Genomic DNA, 17,470 nt, shown 5'->3' with positions numbered 1-17,470 from the left:
AGCAAAATTGTTAACGAGCTGGGATTTTAATTAACCCATACGCGACAATTTTTGATTTAAGGCAGCTAATGGCGTATTGATGGCACCAATAATGAGGTACGTCGGACGACAGTTTGTTGATTTACGCCGCTATGTTGCGCTTCGGATATGGCAAAATAGCGGGACTATAGCTATCAGGGAGTAAAGCTCGTGCTGGATAAACTGCGTTCACGTCTCGTACAATTCGGTCCATCAATGCTGAGCGTGCCGGTCAGGCTGGCGCCGTTCGCGCTTAAACGCCAGGTGCTGGAGCAGGTCCTGAGCTGGCAGTTCCGTCAGGCGCTGCAGGACGGTGAACTGGAGTTTCTGGAAGGCCGCTGGTTAAGCATTGAGGTTCGTGACATCGGGCTGCGCTGGTTTACTTCGGTTGAGAACGACCAGCTGATCGTTCGTGAGTCCGCCGAGGCGGATGTGAGCTTTAGCGCCAACGCCAGCGACCTGCTGATGATTGCCGCGCGCAAGCAGGATCCGGATACGCTCTTCTTCCAGCGCCGTCTGGTGATTGAGGGCGACACGGAGCTTGGCCTGTACGTTAAGAATTTAATGGATGCCATTGAGCTGGAGCAGATGCCGAAAGCGCTGCGCGTGATGTTGATGCAAATGGCAGATTTCGTTGAGGCGGGGCTGAAATCCCCGCCGGACAGTAAACACACTTCAGTAGGTGAGCCATGCTGATTCGAGTCGAAATTGGGATTGATGCACCGGGTATCGATGCGTTATTACGCCGCGCTTTTGAGAGCGATGCGGAAGCCCAACTGGTCCACGATCTCCGTGAAGACGGCCTGATCACGCTGGGGCTGGTTGCCACCGATGACGAAGGTCAGGTTGTCGGCTATGTGGCCTTCAGCCCGGTGATCGTTCAGGGTGAAGATCTTCAGTGGGTGGGCATGGCACCGCTGGCGGTAGATGAAAACTACCGCGGGCAGGGCCTGGCGCGCCAGCTGGTCTATGAAGGGCTGGACTCGCTTAATGAGTTTGGCTATGCCGCCGTGGTCACGCTGGGCGATCCGGCATTCTATGGCCGTTTAGGCTTCGAGCAGGCCGCGCATTACGATCTGCGCTGCCACTGGCCGGGTACCGAATCCGCCTTCCAGGTGCATCGCCTGGCGGATGATGCCCTGAACGGCGTAAATGGTCTGGTGGACTACCACGACCATTTCAATCGCTTTTAATCAGGCTCTCGCGTAGCGCCTCAAAGGAGCCGTCTCCGGTTACGAGGCGCTCTTTCTGGCGCTTCGTCAGCTGCTTAATGCGGTACTCCAGCCTGAGCGCCAGCGATCTGTCCCCCACGGCGGCGGAAAAAGCCAGCTGCAGTTCGCCTTTCCCCCGCAGCGCTTTTGCCCCTTTTCCCGTTTGATGTTGTAAAAAACGCCGCGCCACATCGGTGGTGATCCCGGTGTAGAGTGCGTTATCAGCGGTTCGGACAAGATAGAGAAACCAGCACACGGTAAACAGATTCAGTATGTTAAGGTGAACGCACCATAGCATGAGAGAGAACGAAAATGGAAACACTGGCCGCCATCAACCGCTGGCTGGCGAAGCAGCATGTTGTCACCTGGTGCGTCTACAACGAGGGTGAGATGTGGTGCGCAAACGCTTTTTACTACTATGATCCGGAGCGCGTCGCTTTTTACGTCATGAGCGAAGACAAAACGCGTCATGCGCAGATGACCGGTCAGCAGGCAAAAGTCGCGGGCACGGTAAATGGCCAGCCGAAAACGGTCGCGCTGATCCGTGGGGTACAGTTTAAAGGGGAAATCCGTCGCCTGGACGGAGAAGAGAGCGACACGCGTCGTAAGCTCTACACGCGCCGCTTCCCGGTTGCCGCTGCGCTAAAAGCCCCGGTGTGGGAAATCCGCCTCGATGAGCTGAAATTTACCGACAACACCCTGGGCTTTGGCAAGAAGCTGCACTGGTTACGCGCCGAGCAGGCGTAGCGCTTCGCGGTTAAACGCCGGAAGATCGTCCGGGGTCCGGCTGGTGATCAGCTGGTCGTTGTCATTGACCACCTCCTGATCGTAAAACTCGGCCCCTGCATTTTTCAGATCGATAACGATCGGTTTCACGGCGGTAAGCTTACGCCCGCGAACAACCTCCGCGCTGATGAGCAGCTGCGGGCCGTGACAGATGGCAAAGACCGGTTTGCCGGTAGAGACAAAGTCCCGGGTAAAAGTCACGAAGCGCTCGTCCCCGCGCAGGGAATCCGGTGAATGGCCGCCTGGCAGCAGCAGGGCGTCGAAATCTGACGGGCTAACGTTATCGATGGATTCATTGATGGTCACGGTCGCTTCGCCCTTATGGCCTTTCACCGTTTTGCCTGCCTCTTTCTCAATGGTGATAACCTCGTGTCCCGCCTTGCGGAACGCCTCTGCAGGAGAGGTGAATTCTGAATCTTCAAACTCGTCGGTAATCAAGACTGCGATTTTCTTGCCCATGCTTCCTCCGTTGTTTTGGCTTCAGACTGATTTTTCTCCGCTTGTGGTAAATACTTACCTGTAACAGACTTCTAAGTGTGGTCGACCACGCTGAGTTCGCAAACGGACAATTCTGTAAAGGGGATAAGATGAGTCAGGTACTGATTACAGGCGCAACCGGGCTGGTGGGCGGGCATCTGCTGCGGCTGCTGATCCAGGACCGCCATATTAACTACATCGCCGCACCGACGCGTCGCCCGCTGTTGGACATCTCCGGCGTCTTTAACCCGCATGACCCCCAGCTCACCGACGCGCTGGCGCAGGTGCAGGACCCGATAGATATCGCCTTTTGCTGCCTGGGCACGACGCGGCGTGAGGCGGGCAGTAAAGAAGCCTTTGTTCATGCGGACTACACGCTGGTGGTGGACACAGCCATGACGGCGAAAAAGCTGGGGGCAAAACATTTCCTGGTGGTCAGCTCGCACGGCGCCAGCACCGGCTCGCCGTTTTTTTACAATCAGGTGAAGGGCAAAATGGAAGAGGCGCTGATTGCCCAGAAGTGGGAGCGTCTGACAATCGTGCGGCCTTCGATGCTGATGGGGCACCGCGACGAACGGCGTTTTAACGAATCCTTTTTCGCCCCGCTGTTTCGCATCCTGCCGGGTAACTGGAAGTCCATTGAGGCGCGGGACGTCGCGCAGGCGATGCTGAAAGAGGCGCTGGCATCGTCGCAGGAGGGCGTCAATATCATCCCTTCGGCAAAACTGCGTGAAATCGCGCAGGGCGAGGCGTAAACTTCTCCGGCTTATTAAATAACACTCTCCGGGGAATGGTATGACTGGTCAGTCTTCATCTCAGGCGGCAACACCTGTCCAATGGTGGAAGCCCGCACTCTTCTTTCTCGTGGTCATCATTGGCCTCTGGTATGTGAAATGGCAGCCGTACTACGGCAAAGCCTTCACCGCTGCCGAAACGCACAGCATCGGTAAATCTATTCTCGTTCAGGCTGATGCCAGCCCGCTGAAGGCGGCGTGGGATTACGCCATGGTCTACTTCCTCGCGGTGTGGAAAGCTGCCGTCTTAGGGGTGATCCTGGGATCGCTGATTCAGGTGCTTATCCCGCGTAACTGGCTGGTGAAAACTCTCGGTCAACCGCGCTTTCAGGGCACGCTGCTGGGCACGATTTTCTCCCTGCCGGGCATGATGTGCTCCTGCTGTGCCGCACCAGTTGCGGCGGGTATGCGCCGCCAGCGCGTATCCATGGGCGGTGCGCTGGCGTTCTGGATGGGGAACCCGCTTCTCAATCCGGCGACGCTGGTGTTTATGGGCTTTGTGCTCGGCTGGCATTTTGCCGCTATCCGTCTGGTTGCCGGGCTGCTGACGGTGCTGGTGGTGGCGACGCTGGTGCAAAAGCTGGTGAAGGATACTGCCGTCGAACCCGCAGCCGTTGGGCTGGACGTCAGCGAACCGCAGGGCGGTTTCTTTACTCGCTGGGGTAAGGCGCTGTGGCAGCTTTTCTGGAGCACCATTCCGGTCTATATCCTGGCGGTCCTGGTTCTGGGCGCCGCGCGCGTCTGGCTCTTCCCGCATGCGGATGGCGTGATCGACAACACGCTGATGTGGGTGATTGCAATGGCCGTTGCAGGCTGCCTGTTTGTGATCCCCACGGCGGCGGAGATCCCGATTGTCCAGACCATGATGCTGGCCGGTATGGGTACCGCACCGGCGCTGGCGCTGCTTATCACCTTGCCGGCAATCAGCCTGCCGTCGCTCATCATGCTGCGTAAGTCTTTCCCGGCGAAAGCGCTGTGGCTGACGGCGGGGCTGGTGGCGCTGAGCGGGGTGATTGTCGGGGGTATTGCGTTGATGTAAAAAAAAGCCCGGTGGCGCTCGCGCTCACCGGGCCTTCAGTCAGGTGTGGATTACTTAATGTAGGTAAACGCGGTGGTGACGTGCTTCACGCCGCTCACCCGGCTGGCGATATCCGCCGCCGCTTTCCCTTCACGGTCGGTCACCAGACCCAGCAGGAACACTTCACCATTTTCGGTCGTTACCTTCACATTTGAGGATTTCACCTGGTCTGAGCCCAGCAGCTGGGAGCGGACTTTGGTGGTGATCCATGTGTCAGACGACGCGGTCCCAAGGCTGATTGGCTGACCCTGGCGGATTTCGTTGAAGACTTCCGTGGTGCCCTCAACGCCCATTGCGATCTGCTTCGCGCGGCTGGAGAGCTCGGTATTCGGTGCCTGGCCCGTCAGCAGGACTTTGCCCTGATAAGCCGTCACGTTGATACGCGCTTCTTTCTTGATTTGTTCGTCTTTCGACAGCGCGCTGTTGACCCGCAGCTCCAGCGTACCGTCATCCACCTGTGTGCCCACAGAGCGCGGATCGGTCGCCGCTTTGGTGCCCACTGCAGCGGTACCCACAACGGCCGCAGCAATACATCCCTGAAGCAGTAATGCAGACATAAGGACTGCGAGGGTCGATAAAGCCTTCATAAAAACTCCTTAATCATCCTGGTGAGGGAAAAGCGTGTTATCGATCAAATCGCATAAGCAGTTCACCGTGAGCATATGCATCTCCTGAATACGTGCGCTACGGTGAGACGGAATGCGGATTTCCACATCCTGCGGCCCGAGCAGACCCGCCAGCTCACCGCCGTCGTAGCCGGTTAAGGCGACGATGGTCATGTCGCGGGTAACGGCGGCTTCAACGGCTTTGACGATGTCCCGGCTGTTGCCGCGCGTGGAGATGGCCAGCAACACATCGCCGGCGTGCCCCAGGGCGCGCACCTGCTTCGCGTAAATTTCGTCATGCAGACGATCGTTAGCAATCGCTGTTAAGACCACATTATCGGTATTAAGTGCAATGGCAGGTAAACTGGGGCGTTCTGTTTCAAAGCGATTGATCATGCTGGCAGCAAAATGCTGTGCGTTGGCGGCTGAGGTTCCGTTGCCACAACAGAGGATTTTGTTGCCGTTAAGCAGGGATTGCACCAGCGTCATTGCAGCGCGAGAGATCGCGTCCGGAAGGGCTTCCGCCGCGGCAATCTGAGTCTGGATGCTTTCTGTGAAGCACACTTTAATTCTTTCGAGCACGTTATCCCTTTTAAATCTTAATTATGCGTCTTCGCCAAAAGCGTTTTTAAGCCATTCGATCTCATTTCCGGTGAAGGCTATCACATCGAAACGGCAATCCACAGTATCAAAGCTCCCATTATGGCGGGCAAGCCACAAGTGGGCAGTCTGTAATAATTTATGTTGTTTGGCGAGCGTCACGCTGGCGGCAGCACCGCCAAAACGGGAAGACTGTCGAAAGCGGACTTCTACAAACACAATCACCTGACCGTCTTTCATGATCAGATCAATTTCGCCGCCGCGCCCGCGGACGTTAGCGGCGATAAAGCGCAGTCCTTTGCCTTCAAGCCAGCGACGCGCTTTTAACTCCCACGCATCGCCAGTCTCTTTACGGCTTAACTGGCCGGGACGATTTGCCCCTGCTGGTATTTGAGCCATGATAACTTCCTGTTAATCACGCAGTCCTGCGTCGCGGTCAGATCGCCGGTGTTGCCGTTAAGCTCAAAGCCCGGCACCTGACGCATCTGGGTGAAGTGGTTCGCCAGCGCCCATGCATCGACGCCCATCGCATACAGACGCGCCAGAGAGTAGTCGTTACGTACGGAGCTTAGCGCCTGCTGCATCAGCGCCGGGTTGCTGCCCGCCAGCATTGGAATTTCACTGTACTGCAGGCCGTCCATTTCCAGACGAAAATCCGGGCCCGCAGTACCTTGCGCGCTGCGGGAGCTGGCGTAGAGCGTTGCACCGCTCTGGCTGCCGTTACGCATCGCAATCATCGGTTTGATAAAGGCGATCTCCTGCGGCGTGGCAACGATATAGGCTGCATCCACTTTACCGCCACCGCTAATCTGCGCGTCGGTAGGTGGGGCAGGGATGGTCAGCCCGCCAATGGTCACGCTCTGCTGCTGAGGCAGGCTGGCGGAAACCGGGCTGCCGTTAAGCGCAATACCCGCCCCGCCGTTGACGCCCGCACGCAGTTCAGAAACGGAACCGAATTTCTGCTGCAGCACGATGCCGCCGCCCAGCTTCTGCCACTCGTCGGCAAAGGCATTAGCCACGCGATCGCCCAGCGTACTACGGGGGATCAGCAGCAGCGGAGCCTGTTTACCCTGCTCGTGGATATGACGCGCCGCATCGCGGGCTTCATCTTCCGGAGAAAGCGCGAAGTAGCAAATATTGGCCCGGTTCTGAACCTGTTCCGGCTGGTTGAGCGCCAGCACGTTCAGCGTGGTGTTGCTCTTCATCAGCTCTTCCACGTTATTTTTCAGCAGCGGGCCGACAACGATGCTCGCCCCGTCCTGCTGAACCTGCGCCAGCACCTGATCGAGCGGTTTCGAACTGGTGTCGTAGATTTTCAGCTCAGCGCCAGGGTTCGCGCTGGTGGTCGCCACGGCCTGCGGCTGAGCGGCAGGTTGGGATGCAGGTTGTACAGGCTGCTGTTGAGGCTGTTCTGCTGTTGCCTCAGGTGCAGGCGTCGCTTGTGTCTCAGCCGGAGGTGCTGCTGTAACTGGTGGGGTAGTCGGTGCGGTAACCGGGTTTTGCATTGTGCCCTGCGCCGGCGTTTGTGCCGTGGTCAGGTCACTGGTCTCAGCGGCGGAGGGGCTGACAACGTCGTTTACGTTGGCCGCCTGGGCCGCCTGTACCGGTACCGCACTGCCCGTCACCGGCGAGGTGCCGTTTTTCGCCGCTTCAAAGCCCTGTTGAATCGTACGGCCAAACACGGCCGCCTGGCCATTTAGCGGCAGAAGCAGCGCGATTTTGCTGGTCGATGCTGGCTTAAAGTTCTGCACGTTTACCAGCTGGGTTGGCAGCATTTTCGCCCCCGGGTTCTGCGGGTAACGGGTCTGCCAGTCGGTAATACCGGCTTTCAGCATTTTTGGATCGCTGCGGTTGTTAAACCACATCTGCTGCAGATCCAGCCAGCCCTGCAGCACGTTTTCGTCCGCGTTGATGACCAGCGCCTTTGCCTGATCCTGGGTCATCGAGGCAAGTGCCTGCCAGGTGGCATCAATGTTTTTCTGCTTGTCGGCCCCGGCGAGCAGCGGCTCCTGGGCAATCAAGGCGCGCAGCAGGGTCAGGGAAGGACGCCCCTGTTCTGCGGTGATGCCCGCCTGCCAGAAGCGCGCCTGCTGGTTTTTATCCAGCGCGCTCAGGTCGATGCTCCCCAGGATCTTTTTCGCGCTCTCATAGTCTTTCTGCGCGACCTTCAGCTCGGCAGAGAGCAGGCTCTGCTCAAGACGCTGGGTATCGTTAAGCTCTTTCGGCAGTTGGCCGAACAGCTCGGCAGCCTGCTGGGTTTTGCCCTCTTTCAGCAGTGCACGAATGGCGAGTAATTGCCAGTTGATCCTGGTATCATTTGTACTCTGCGACATTTGTTGCAGATAAAAGCCAGAATCAGCCTGAGCGGAGCCCTGAAGATGGGCGGTGCTCTGGTCAGGTGCCTGGGTGCCACAGCCTGCAAATATCAGTGCTGCGAGCAGAAGCGGCACGCTGCGCGTGGCTTTTTTTCGAAGAAACGTTAACGGTACCATACTGTATCCAGTGATTTTTTTTACGCAATGCTCAATATTAAATCGGCAATACGGACGAAACAATGAAACAACACGAAACGGCAGATAATTCTCAAGGCCAGCTTTATATTGTACCTACTCCTATCGGGAATTTGTCTGATATTACCCAACGTGCCCTCACTGTATTGCAAACTGTTGATTTAATTGCGGCTGAAGACACCCGACACACCGGCCTGCTGCTGCAACATTTCGCGATTAACGCCCGATTGTTTGCTCTGCACGATCACAATGAGCAACAAAAAGCCGAAACGCTGGTGGCGAAGCTGAAAGAGGGGCAGAACATTGCGCTGGTCTCCGATGCCGGTACGCCGCTGATTAACGATCCTGGCTATCATCTGGTGCGTACCTGCCGTGAAGCCGGTATTCGCGTTGTGCCACTGCCGGGGCCGTGCGCCGCCATTGCTGCTTTGAGCGCGGCGGGTCTGCCGTCCGATCGCTTCTGCTATGAAGGTTTCCTGCCCGCCAAATCCAAAGGCCGCCGCGATGTGTTAAAGGAACTGGAGGCCGAGCCGCGTACCCTGATTTTCTACGAATCCACTCACCGTCTGCTGGAAAGCCTGGAAGATATGGTCACCGTCTGGGGCGAGAGTCGCTACGTGGTGCTAGCGCGCGAGCTGACCAAAACCTGGGAAACCATTCACGGTGCGCCGGTGGGTGAACTGCTGGCGTGGGTGAAGGAAGACGATAACCGCCGCAAGGGCGAAATGGTGCTGATTGTCGAAGGGCATAAGGCGGAAGAGGATGCCTTGCCAGCCGACGCGCTGCGCACGCTGGCGCTGCTGCAGGCGGAACTGCCGCTGAAGAAAGCGGCGGCATTAGCGGCGGAGATCCACGGCGTGAAGAAAAATGCGCTGTATAAGCATGCGCTGGAGCAGCAGGGGGAGTGATCCATACTCCGCCTTTTTTGCCGGGCGGCGCTGCGCTTGCCCGGCCTACAAAATTTAGAGTGTCGGAATAAATGTCGTAATAAATGTCGGAAAAGAAAATTGCGCAGGTCATCCGCCGATCTGCGTCTTTCGCTAAACCGTAATGATCTCGGTGCCCGTTTTACCCAACAGTTCTTTTTCGTGCTTTCCGATCCCATCATCCGTTATCACACAGTCGATTTTTTCCATCGGCAACACCTGGTTGAACCCGCGGCGGTTGAACTTGCTGGCGTCCAGCACGGCAATCACCTTATGCGCTGCGGCAGCCATCACGCTGCTAATCGAATAGCCTTCATTGAACGTTGTAATGCCGTTGGTGGCATCAATACCGTCCGCGCCGACAAACATCAGATCCGCGCTTATCCCGGTCAGAGAGCGCTCGGCGATGGTGCCATGCATAGAGTGGGTTTTATGGCGCACGGTACCGCCACAGACCACGAGCGTAATATCTTTATTTTCCGAGAGGGCAAACGCGGCAGGCAGGCTGTTGGTGATGACGGTGATGTTGGCTTTTTTGGTGAGTGCTTCGGCGATGAGCATGGTGGTGCTACCGCTATCGAGAATGATCGTCATCCCTTCTTCAATCATGGATGCTGCAGCCTGTGCGATCCGCTTTTTCGGGTCGCTCGCCAGCTGATAACGATCCTCCAGTACCACTTCCTGATTTTCGCTTTCTGCCAGGCTGCTGCCGGGTCTTGCTGCGCCACCGTGAAAACGCGTGACCAATCCTTTTTCTTCCAGCAGGCGGAGATCTGTTCGAATCGTTACTTCTGAAATGCCAAACATATTTGACAGATCCAGCACCATGACACTGCCCTGAGCGTTGACGAGGTCAACGATTTTATTGCGTCGCTCAAATGAGTTCATATTGAATTGCCTGATAATTAACTGCCTCTATTCTAATCGAAGGGATGCGAAAGGTGTATGACAATATTCGAAAGCAAATGTGAGCCAGCTCAGGTTGCTGGCTCGAAGCACTACGCGAAGCGCAGCATGATTTTGCCCTGCATAGGCGCACCGTTTAGTCCTTGCACGGCCTGAGCAAAGCTGTCGCTATCGCCGGTATGAGCAATAAGGGGCTTTAGCTGCAGTTTTTTCTCTGTGAGCAGGCGGGCTGCGGTTTCCCATTCTTCACCCGGCCACGGGGCCGAATAATTCATCCAACTTCCCAGAAGCGTCAACTCCTTACGCAGTATCTTCCCAAATGTCGCCGCAGGTAAGTTCAGGTCGTGATGCAGCGTACCCACCAGAGCGACCTGGGCGCGCGGCCCGGCGATATCAATGGCGAGCGTGACGGTTTGCGGTGTGCCAGCAGTCTCCAGAACCAACTGATCAAACGGGTTGTCGCTCAAGGCGTTGAGGATGTCGTCTGCGCCCAGAGCTCGGCTATTAAACACCTGAGTTGCCCCCAGCGCTGTTGCCTGCGCGAGCTTATCGTCGTTGATATCGATCGCGCTTACGCTGTTGGCGCCCAATGCCAGCGCACACTGCATCGCCAGCAGGCCAATCGTCCCTGCGCCGACAATTATGACGTTCTTACCCTCGCAGCCGGAAGCGAGATGAAACGCGTGTAGCCCTACGGTTATGGGTTCAATAAAAGCGCCATCCTCAATTGCCATCTCTGCTGGTAGGCGGAACAGGTTTGCGCGCTTCACCACGATATATTCCGCGTTGCCGCCTTCGCTACGAGATCCGACAAACTGATACTGCTTGCAGAGCGAGTAATAGCCTTTTTCACATGCCGGACAGGAAAAGCAGGGCAGTAATGGCACGCAGGCAACCGGATCGCCTGCTTTGAGATCGTGCACTTCGGTACCACAGGCTTCGACATAACCGCTAAATTCATGTCCCAGGGTGATGGGATAATAATGCGCCCCTCCGGCAAAAATTCGCGGGATATCGGAGCCACATAATCCTGAGCAGGCAATGCGCACCTGCACATCATCCGCAGCCTGAATCTGAGGGATTGGACGTTCTTCAACACGCACGTTGCCCTCAGCGTGAATTACCACTGATTTCATATTCACTCCAGAAAAAGAGGGGGAGCTTGGCTCCCCGGATATCAAGACATCGTCTGGCTTTGCGGGCTAGCGACGTTCTTTTCTGCCGCGTTAAATACGCGGGCGCGTCGCCAGGTGAGCAGGACGCCGGTGAAGTAAATCGCGCCAATCACGATGAACCCCACCACGTTTTGCCAGGTGAACAATTGGATGAGCAGCCAGGTGACGGGTGAACCGCCCTGGTCCATGGAGGCCACCAGTCCGCCTGCTTTCAACGCGCCAGCATTTTGCGCAAGCTGGGTATGCAGGCCGATGGTCTGGGTCGCAATCCACAGCGTAATGCCCATGATGATGACGCCAGAGATAAGCGTGCGGAACAAGTTGCCCTGATGCACCGCGACCGCCATCGCCACAAAGAAGCCGATGGTGGCAAGGTCACCGAACGGCAGCACCTGGTTGCCCGGCACCAGAACCGCAATCAAAATGGTTAGTGGGATGAAAATCAGGCTGGCGGAGACGACGGACGTATGGCCCAGCAGCAGCGCCGGATCGAGACCGATCAAGAACTCCTGCCCACCAAACTTCGCCTGCAGACGTTTACGGGCATGTTTAGCAATCGGCGTCAGGCCATCCATGATGGGTTTGATGACGCGCGGCATCAGCAGCATCACGGCGGCGGTTTTAACGGCCAGCTGGAGAACCGATTTAGCGTCGTAGCCAGCCAGCAGGCCAATAGCCAGTCCCATCACAAACCCAACCGTGACCGGTTCGCCAAACGGGCCAAAACGTTTTTGCACGTCGTCTGCGCTAAAATGAATACGCTTCACGCCTGGGATTTTGTCGATAATCGTATCGACCAGAACGGCGATCGGGCCAAGGTAAGCTGACGAGCCGTGAGGGATGGCGATCCCTTCCAGACCGAAAAAGTCCCGGGTGTCCTTAGCAAACCAGTCTCCAAGCTTGTAAACAAAGGCTGCGTGCACCACAACGCCCAGGATCCCCAGCCAGTAAGAGCCGGTTGCCAGGTGCAGCATCGCACCGGTGAAGGTCATGTGCCAGATGTTCCAGATATCGACGTTTACTACCCGGGTCATCCGCGTCACCAGCATGACAACGTTAACGCCAATGGCAACAGGGATAGCAATAAGTGCAATCTGTGATGCCCAGGTCATTGGGGATGAACCCGGCCAGCCGACGTCCACCACGTGCAGGTTAATCTGGAACTGCTCAGCCATCGCTTTGGCCGCCGGGCCGATGGAGTCAAGCATCAGGCCGATAACCAGCCCGATCCCGACGAAGCCGATGCCAATATGCAGGCCGGATTTAAAGCAATCGCCCAGCTTCATCCCCAGAAGCTTCGAGAAGATGATGATGACTATGGGCAGCATGACGGTGGGACCGAGGTCGAGAATATACCGCATGATTTCGGTAAACATGATCTTACCCCTCGAGGATGGTCAGAATTTTTTGCTGCAGGGCTTCGACGCCGACGCCGGATACAAACGGCATGCCGTGCACCACCGGGATGTCGCCAAAGGCTCTGTCAACTTTCGCCGTGGTACAAATTAGATCTGCGCCGTCCATATAGGTTTCGATTTCAGTCACCCGGCACTGGACCAGATCCAGTTCAATGTGGTGGGCTTCACACAGCTCTTTGATCTCTTCTGCTGCCATGGTTGAGGTGGCGACAGCACCGCCGCAAGCAACAATAACTTTGCGTTTCATAGGGTACTCCTTTTTATTATCAGTATGTTATGAAGCCTGGGCACAGGCGACAGGCTCAAGGATCGTCTCCCGGAAACGATCGGCCAGGCGCTCTGCGGGCACCGCCAGCAGCATGTCCAGCGTGTCCGGGTTTTGTAGCTCACTGAAAAGGCGGCGCAGCAATTTCATTTGCGCCGCAGGGTTTTCAACGATTAACGCGATGATGAGTGAGACGGCGACCTCGCCATCATCGTCAGCCTGCTGAAAATGCACCGGTTTGTCCGGGCGAATCAGGTAAATCGCGGGGCGTTTCGCATGTATGGCTTCGCAGTGCGGAATAGCGACCGCATGGCGTTCAAGAGCAATGCCGGTGGGGTAGTTCATCTCCCTTTCCATAAGGGCGGCAGGGTAGGTGGCGTGTACAACACCGTTAGCCAGCATCTCCTCGCCAATATGCGCCAGCGCCTGCTGGCAGGTTTCAAACTCAATTCCGGTACGGACAAAAACGTGACTCATACATTCTCCGGCATCAGACGGGTTCAGGGGTGCAGCCAAATCGATAGGCGCGTAATACATCCTGTATTTTGTCGATGATGAGATTTTGCGGTGTTGCGGCGATCTCATTCATCGACAATCGTTCGAACTGGACGGGCATAAACTGGCTGATCAGCCCCAGAGGCAAGGAGGTTGCGTTCAGATTAGCAATTAACTTCTCAACGCTCTGGCGAATGCGCGGGTGCGGCCAGTAGTAGCGAATGCGATCGGACAGGCTAAAGTGAATATCCACCATTGCCTGGCTCCAGGTGGGGCGGTAATACTTCTTCCAGTAATCCGGCTCGTTCAGCATGACTTCGTCGATCACGTCAAGCACATGGCTGCGTTGCTCAGGGGCGATGAGGGCCTTCTCCATTTGCGCGAGGGCAAAAATGGCTTCTCGCAGGGCAAAGGTAAGCGCCGGACCGACTTTCAGGATCGCGAAGTGATCGCGAACCAAAGCGCGATAGGCCTGACGAGTCTGGTAGTCGGTGGAGTGCGCCTCATAGACCATGGGGGTCTGGCGGATCCAGCCGGAAAGCGCCTCTGCCGCGTGCGGCTGGTAGTGAATAATTTGCGTATGGTCGAACTCCACGCCGGGTTGCACGACTATCGCAATCACGCGCGTCATCGCCTCGTCCAGACCGAGCGCGGCAAAGGCCTCACGATGCGTTTCCAGCGTCTGCGCGGCATCTTCCACACGGGTAACATGCACGCTGCTAATACTGCTGGCCTCACCGCCTGGAACGGGAACCTCAGTACCAATCACGTAGGTCAGCGCCGCTTTTTGTTCTTCAGTGGCCGTCTCTTCTGCCGCTTTACACAGTCGGGCAGCACGCTGTGCCACCACCCCTGGCGGGAGTGGAACAGGATCGTCGGCGCAGGACATGGAGGCGTCCAGGTGGATCTTGCTAAACCCTGCCGCGACATAGGCTTTGATCAATGCGATGGATTTCTCCATCGCCGCGTCTGCCGGTTCGTTTTGCCAACAGTTTGGCCCCAGATGATCGCCACCCAGGATCAAACGTTCATGCGGAAAGCCCACCTCTTTAGCAATCTTCAGAACGAAATTACGGAAATCAGCGGGTTTCATACCGGTGTACCCGCCGAACTGGTTCACCTGATTTGAGGTGGCCTCAATCAGTACCTTGTTGTCGGTATGCAGATCGAACCGCAGTGCGGCTTCGATAACCAGCGGGTGCGCTGAACAGACAGAACAAATACCGAGATGCTCTCCCGCCTTATGGCGGGCAATAATATCTTTCACATTTCCTCCGGGTCAGGACTTTAGAGTTTTCCTTCACAACCACAATCGTTAATGACTTTGCGCACCACCTCTTTCATGGCACGTTTGGCGGGCACCATGTAATGTCGCGGGTCACTGGTTTCGGGATGTGAAGCGAGATAGGTTTTCAGCGCATTCGAGAAGGCGATTTTGAGTTCTGTGGCAACGTTGACCTTGCAGATACCGAGGCGAATGGCCTGACGGATATCGGCCGTAGATAAACCTGAAGCGCCGTGCAGCACCAGCGGGATATCGACCTGATTGCGGATCTCTGCCAGACGTTCAAAATCAAGTTTCGGCGTGGCAGTGTAGAGGCCGTGCGCGGTACCGATGGCGACGGCCAATGAGTCGATACCCGTTAATTCAACAAATTCGCGTGCCTGTTGCGGGTTGGTGTAAAGCGCGTCTTTGCTGTCGACGACCAGGTCATCCTCCTGACCGCCAAGACGGCCAAGTTCAGCCTCCACGCTAACGTCGTAGCGGTGGCAGTAGTCTGTCACTCTCTTCACCAGCGCCACGTTTTCAGTGAACGGATGATGAGAGCCGTCGATCATTGCAGAGCGGACCCCTCTCTGTACTTTCTGCGCGATATCGTCGAAATCTTCGTGATGATCGAGGTGGATCGCCAGTGGCTGGTTATACGTTTTGGCCAGATCGCTGGCGATGGCGACCACGTTCCCGGTTCCGGCATAGCTAAACGTACCTGGCGTACCCGCGACGATCAGAGGGGAGCGCATCTCAGAGGCCGTTTCAACGACCACCTGCAGCGTTTCGAGATTATGAATATTGAATGCCGGTACGGCGTACCCTTCGCGCTGTGCTTTTAACAGCATCGCTTTCGACGAGATGATGAACATCTTTCCTCCGAAACCTTTCGTTTTGTTTATGCGAAAGAGAGTATAGGGTTTCGGAATGTTATTTTGTGATTGGTATCTTAAAAATGAAAGAATCGAAACGAAAGATAAGAATGCGAAAGAAATGAAAGAAAAAAAAAGCATGGCCGAAGCCATGCTAAGCGAGGTTTACAGCAAACTCACGTCACTGGCGCCGGGTTAAACACCGCCAGCTGATTATGCAGCCCCCACTGGTCCGAGAACGTTTTCTTCCGCCCGCTTGCCACGTCCAGAATAAAGTGGAACAGTTTCCAGCCCACGTCTTCAATACTCTCTTCCCCGGTGGCAATGGTGCCCGCATTGATGTCCATTAAGTCATACCAGCGGTTTGCCAGCTCGGTGCGGGTCGCCATCTTGATCACCGGGACCGCCATCAGGCCGTACGGCGTACCGCGCCCGGTGGTAAAGACCTGTACCGTAATGCCGGACGCCACCTGCTGGGTGCCGCAAACAAAATCGCTGGCAGGCGTAGCCGCATAGATCAGACCGCGCCTGGTTGGCCGCTGGCCCGGAGAGAGCACTTCCACAATCGCGCTCTGGCCGGATTTAGCTATCGAACCGAGGGCTTTTTCCACCACGTTTGCCAGACCGCCTTTCTTGTTGCCCGGAGAGGGGTTGGCGCTGCGGTCCGTTTTGCCCATATCGAGATAGCTATCGTACCAGGCCATCTCCTCGAGCAGGCGTTTCCCCACCTCTTCATTAACGGCGCGCGGCGTAAGGAGATGAATGGCGTCACGCACTTCGGTGACTTCGGAGAACATCACCGTGGCGCCGCAGCGCACCAGCAGATCGGACGCATAGCCCACCGCCGGGTTAGCCGTCACGCCAGAGAAGGCATCGCTGCCGCCGCACTGAGTGCCCACCACCAGTTCCGATGCCGGGCACGTTTCGCGCTGGCGGCGGTTGAGTTTGTCCAGATGACGCTCCGCCACCTGAAGAATATCGTCGACCATCGAACGGAAGCCAACGTGGCGTTCGTCCTGCAGGCGCACGATGCTGGCCTCGTCAGCCGGGATGGCTTTGACATCTTCGGTGCCCTGCAGCAGGCGCTCTGGCTGCAATTTTTCACACCCGAGACCAATCACCATCACCTCGCCGCCAAAGTTCGGGTTAAGGGCGATATTGTGAATGGTACGGATCGGCACGACCGCCGCTGGCGCGTTGATCGCCACACCGCAGCCGTACAGGTGGTTAAGACCCACCACGCCGTCGACGTTCGGGTACTTCGGCAGCAGATCGCGCTCAATGATTTTCACTACGTAATCCACCACGCCCGCCACGCAGTGCACGCTGGTGGTAATGCCGAGCAGGTTTTTGGTTCCCACGCTGCCGTCCGCGTTGCGGTATCCTTCGAAGGTATAGCCCTCCAGCGGAGGAAGCGGTTCAGGAACGCGGGTAGACAGCGGCAAGGTATTCAGAGGCGGTGCTTTGGGCAGTTCAACCAGCGACTCCTCAATCCAGCTACCCTGCGGGATAGCGCGTACCGCATAGCCTATGACTTCACCGTAACGGACGATTGCACCGTGGGCAGGAATATCGACCAGCGCGACCTTGTGTCCCTGCGGAATGTGCTCAATCAGCTCAAGCCCGTCCGGGAAGCGGGTGCCTGCTTTTAAGCCATTGTCGTTGACAATAATCGCCACGTTATCCGTATCGTGAACCTTAATATAAAACGCCGTCGGCGATGCCTCTCTAATTGCAATATCGGCCATTATTCACTTTTCTCCGGTAAAGTTTCAGCTATGAAATATAGCTCCTGGATAATCGTTTTCTTATCGAAGAAATAAAGCATGTCAGGACGGGAAAAGTGAAAATGTGATCGCGATCGTTTCAGGCGGACTAATCCTTGATTCTGTGCATTAGCGCCCACTGCTTTGTGCGTATGCTCAAAATAGCGTTGAGATGCAGCGTGATACTTGAGCATTAAGACAATGTGCTGCCACACAGAGCCGATTATACTGAATGACGATTTTATTGCGCCAACATTCAGTCAGAGAAATAAATATAAAAAGAATCTGTTTCGAAATG

General features: G+C 56.3%; 20 protein-coding genes. 6 read left to right on the top strand and 14 right to left on the bottom strand.

The window, feature by feature from the left end; all coding sequences use genetic code 11:
• Positions 1 to 189 precede the first annotated feature (189 nt).
• Positions 190 to 714, top strand: coding sequence for a ubiquinone anaerobic biosynthesis accessory factor UbiT (gene ubiT / locus AC4ICF_RS20295; RefSeq protein ID WP_028014541.1), 525 nt, complete (start codon positions 190 to 192; stop codon positions 712 to 714).
• Complete coding sequence (locus AC4ICF_RS20290) at positions 708 to 1,211, top strand: GNAT family N-acetyltransferase (protein ID WP_316379865.1); 504 nt, start codon at positions 708 to 710, stop codon at positions 1,209 to 1,211. The genes ubiT and AC4ICF_RS20290 overlap by 7 nt, the downstream gene beginning before the upstream one ends.
• On the opposite strand, the gene AC4ICF_RS20285 is transcribed toward AC4ICF_RS20290, so the two are convergent.
• Complete coding sequence (locus AC4ICF_RS20285) at positions 1,198 to 1,527, bottom strand: GIY-YIG nuclease family protein (protein WP_045260079.1); 330 nt, start codon at positions 1,525 to 1,527, stop codon at positions 1,198 to 1,200. The two genes, AC4ICF_RS20290 and AC4ICF_RS20285, sit on opposite strands and share 14 nt — an antisense overlap.
• Before the next feature lie 14 nt (positions 1,528 to 1,541).
• Here AC4ICF_RS20285 and AC4ICF_RS20280 point away from each other — a divergent pair, with 14 nt between their 5' ends.
• The gene (locus tag AC4ICF_RS20280) at positions 1,542 to 1,976 is read left to right on the top strand and encodes a YhbP family protein (RefSeq protein WP_316379866.1); all 435 of its coding nucleotides are present in this window, start codon (positions 1,542 to 1,544) and stop codon (positions 1,974 to 1,976) included.
• Here the strand turns inward: AC4ICF_RS20280 and AC4ICF_RS20275 are convergent.
• The gene (locus AC4ICF_RS20275; protein WP_316379867.1) at positions 1,956 to 2,474 is read right to left on the bottom strand and encodes a type 1 glutamine amidotransferase domain-containing protein; all 519 of its coding nucleotides are present in this window, start codon (positions 2,472 to 2,474) and stop codon (positions 1,956 to 1,958) included. The two genes, AC4ICF_RS20280 and AC4ICF_RS20275, sit on opposite strands and share 21 nt — an antisense overlap.
• 128 nt (positions 2,475 to 2,602) lie before the next feature.
• Between AC4ICF_RS20275 and AC4ICF_RS20270 the strand changes: the two genes are divergently transcribed.
• A complete protein-coding gene (locus tag AC4ICF_RS20270; protein ID WP_316379868.1) occupies positions 2,603 to 3,247 on the top strand; it encodes an NAD(P)H-binding protein in 645 nt (214 codons plus the stop codon).
• 40 nt (positions 3,248 to 3,287) lie between these two features.
• On the top strand, positions 3,288 to 4,325 hold the full coding sequence (locus tag AC4ICF_RS20265) for a permease (RefSeq protein ID WP_316379869.1): 1,038 nt from the start codon (positions 3,288 to 3,290) through the stop codon (positions 4,323 to 4,325).
• A 50-nt stretch (positions 4,326 to 4,375) separates the two neighbouring features.
• Here AC4ICF_RS20265 and dolP read toward each other — a convergent pair whose 3' ends face one another.
• From dolP to AC4ICF_RS20245, 4 genes are read right to left on the bottom strand one after another with little or no spacing between them, the layout of a single operon-like run.
• Positions 4,376 to 4,951 carry a division/outer membrane stress-associated lipid-binding lipoprotein gene (dolP, locus tag AC4ICF_RS20260; protein ID WP_028014534.1) on the bottom strand — a complete coding sequence of 192 codons (576 nt, stop codon included), beginning with the start codon at positions 4,949 to 4,951 and terminating at the stop codon, positions 4,376 to 4,378.
• Positions 4,952 to 4,960: 9 nt separating this feature from the next.
• Positions 4,961 to 5,551: a DnaA initiator-associating protein DiaA gene (gene diaA, locus AC4ICF_RS20255; protein ID WP_003861754.1), complete on the bottom strand. Its 591-nt coding sequence runs from the start codon at positions 5,549 to 5,551 to the stop codon at positions 4,961 to 4,963.
• Positions 5,552 to 5,572: 21 nt separating this feature from the next.
• On the bottom strand, positions 5,573 to 5,968 hold the full coding sequence (locus AC4ICF_RS20250) for a YraN family protein (protein ID WP_028014533.1): 396 nt from the start codon (positions 5,966 to 5,968) through the stop codon (positions 5,573 to 5,575).
• Positions 5,926 to 8,061 carry a penicillin-binding protein activator gene (locus tag AC4ICF_RS20245; RefSeq protein ID WP_439209953.1) on the bottom strand — a complete coding sequence of 712 codons (2,136 nt, stop codon included), beginning with the start codon at positions 8,059 to 8,061 and terminating at the stop codon, positions 5,926 to 5,928. Before AC4ICF_RS20245 ends, AC4ICF_RS20250 begins: the two co-directional genes overlap by 43 nt.
• Positions 8,062 to 8,123: 62 nt before the next feature.
• Between AC4ICF_RS20245 and rsmI the strand changes: the two genes are divergently transcribed.
• Complete coding sequence (rsmI, locus tag AC4ICF_RS20240) at positions 8,124 to 8,987, top strand: 16S rRNA (cytidine(1402)-2'-O)-methyltransferase (RefSeq protein ID WP_316379871.1); 864 nt, start codon at positions 8,124 to 8,126, stop codon at positions 8,985 to 8,987.
• Between the two features lie 132 nt (positions 8,988 to 9,119).
• On the opposite strand, the gene AC4ICF_RS20235 is transcribed toward rsmI, so the two are convergent.
• The 8 genes from AC4ICF_RS20235 to garD all read right to left on the bottom strand — a co-directional run bounded on the left by AC4ICF_RS20235 (position 9,120) and on the right by garD (position 17,154).
• Complete coding sequence (locus AC4ICF_RS20235; RefSeq protein WP_163329740.1) at positions 9,120 to 9,893, bottom strand: DeoR/GlpR family DNA-binding transcription regulator; 774 nt, start codon at positions 9,891 to 9,893, stop codon at positions 9,120 to 9,122.
• 110 nt (positions 9,894 to 10,003) lie between these two features.
• Positions 10,004 to 11,047 (bottom strand): galactitol-1-phosphate 5-dehydrogenase, encoded by a 1,044-nt coding sequence (gatD, locus tag AC4ICF_RS20230; RefSeq protein ID WP_163329739.1) that lies wholly within the window; start codon positions 11,045 to 11,047, stop codon positions 10,004 to 10,006.
• A 41-nt stretch (positions 11,048 to 11,088) separates the two neighbouring features.
• Positions 11,089 to 12,462, bottom strand: a complete 1,374-nt coding sequence (locus AC4ICF_RS20225; protein ID WP_316379872.1) for a galactitol-specific PTS transporter subunit IIC — start codon at positions 12,460 to 12,462, stop codon at positions 11,089 to 11,091.
• Positions 12,463 to 12,466: 4 nt separating this feature from the next.
• Positions 12,467 to 12,751, bottom strand: coding sequence for a PTS galactitol transporter subunit IIB (gatB, locus tag AC4ICF_RS20220; protein WP_163329737.1), 285 nt, complete (start codon positions 12,749 to 12,751; stop codon positions 12,467 to 12,469).
• Positions 12,752 to 12,778: 27 nt separating this feature from the next.
• A complete protein-coding gene (gene gatA, locus AC4ICF_RS20215; protein ID WP_116342229.1) occupies positions 12,779 to 13,246 on the bottom strand; it encodes a PTS galactitol transporter subunit IIA in 468 nt (155 codons plus the stop codon).
• Positions 13,247 to 13,259: 13 nt separating this feature from the next.
• The gene (gene gatZ, locus AC4ICF_RS20210; protein ID WP_116342226.1) at positions 13,260 to 14,531 is read right to left on the bottom strand and encodes a tagatose-bisphosphate aldolase subunit GatZ; all 1,272 of its coding nucleotides are present in this window, start codon (positions 14,529 to 14,531) and stop codon (positions 13,260 to 13,262) included.
• A 20-nt stretch (positions 14,532 to 14,551) separates the two neighbouring features.
• Positions 14,552 to 15,406: a tagatose bisphosphate family class II aldolase gene (locus AC4ICF_RS20205; RefSeq protein WP_116342223.1), complete on the bottom strand. Its 855-nt coding sequence runs from the start codon at positions 15,404 to 15,406 to the stop codon at positions 14,552 to 14,554.
• A gap of 176 nt (positions 15,407 to 15,582) precedes the next feature.
• A complete protein-coding gene (garD, locus tag AC4ICF_RS20200; RefSeq protein WP_316379873.1) occupies positions 15,583 to 17,154 on the bottom strand; it encodes a galactarate dehydratase in 1,572 nt (523 codons plus the stop codon).
• Positions 17,155 to 17,470: the final 316 nt, after the last annotated feature.

The sequence above is a fragment of the Enterobacter sp. ECC_219_Taxon_10 genome, from assembly GCF_058354905.1.
This window is presented reverse-complemented; position numbering and strand designations above follow the sequence as displayed.

Excerpts from the sequence above, each read along its gene's own strand:
- AC4ICF_RS20290 (WP_316379865.1), top strand. The coding sequence starts at position 708 with ATGCTGATTCGAGTCGAAATTGGGATTGATGCACCGGGTATCGATGCG.
- AC4ICF_RS20285 (WP_045260079.1), bottom strand. The coding sequence starts at position 1,527 with ATGCTATGGTGCGTTCACCTTAACATACTGAATCTGTTTACCGTGTGC.
- AC4ICF_RS20280 (WP_316379866.1), top strand. The coding sequence starts at position 1,542 with ATGGAAACACTGGCCGCCATCAACCGCTGGCTGGCGAAGCAGCATGTT.
- AC4ICF_RS20275 (WP_316379867.1), bottom strand. The coding sequence starts at position 2,474 with ATGGGCAAGAAAATCGCAGTCTTGATTACCGACGAGTTTGAAGATTCA.
- AC4ICF_RS20270 (WP_316379868.1), top strand. The coding sequence starts at position 2,603 with ATGAGTCAGGTACTGATTACAGGCGCAACCGGGCTGGTGGGCGGGCAT.
- AC4ICF_RS20265 (WP_316379869.1), top strand. The coding sequence starts at position 3,288 with ATGACTGGTCAGTCTTCATCTCAGGCGGCAACACCTGTCCAATGGTGG.
- dolP (WP_028014534.1), bottom strand. The coding sequence starts at position 4,951 with ATGAAGGCTTTATCGACCCTCGCAGTCCTTATGTCTGCATTACTGCTT.
- AC4ICF_RS20250 (WP_028014533.1), bottom strand. The coding sequence starts at position 5,968 with ATGGCTCAAATACCAGCAGGGGCAAATCGTCCCGGCCAGTTAAGCCGT.
- AC4ICF_RS20245 (WP_439209953.1), bottom strand. The coding sequence starts at position 8,061 with ATGGTACCGTTAACGTTTCTTCGAAAAAAAGCCACGCGCAGCGTGCCG.
- rsmI (WP_316379871.1), top strand. The coding sequence starts at position 8,124 with ATGAAACAACACGAAACGGCAGATAATTCTCAAGGCCAGCTTTATATT.
- AC4ICF_RS20235 (WP_163329740.1), bottom strand. The coding sequence starts at position 9,893 with ATGAACTCATTTGAGCGACGCAATAAAATCGTTGACCTCGTCAACGCT.
- gatD (WP_163329739.1), bottom strand. The coding sequence starts at position 11,047 with ATGAAATCAGTGGTAATTCACGCTGAGGGCAACGTGCGTGTTGAAGAA.
- AC4ICF_RS20225 (WP_316379872.1), bottom strand. The coding sequence starts at position 12,462 with ATGTTTACCGAAATCATGCGGTATATTCTCGACCTCGGTCCCACCGTC.
- gatB (WP_163329737.1), bottom strand. The coding sequence starts at position 12,751 with ATGAAACGCAAAGTTATTGTTGCTTGCGGCGGTGCTGTCGCCACCTCA.
- gatA (WP_116342229.1), bottom strand. The coding sequence starts at position 13,246 with ATGAGTCACGTTTTTGTCCGTACCGGAATTGAGTTTGAAACCTGCCAG.
- AC4ICF_RS20205 (WP_116342223.1), bottom strand. The coding sequence starts at position 15,406 with ATGTTCATCATCTCGTCGAAAGCGATGCTGTTAAAAGCACAGCGCGAA.
- garD (WP_316379873.1), bottom strand. The coding sequence starts at position 17,154 with ATGGCCGATATTGCAATTAGAGAGGCATCGCCGACGGCGTTTTATATT.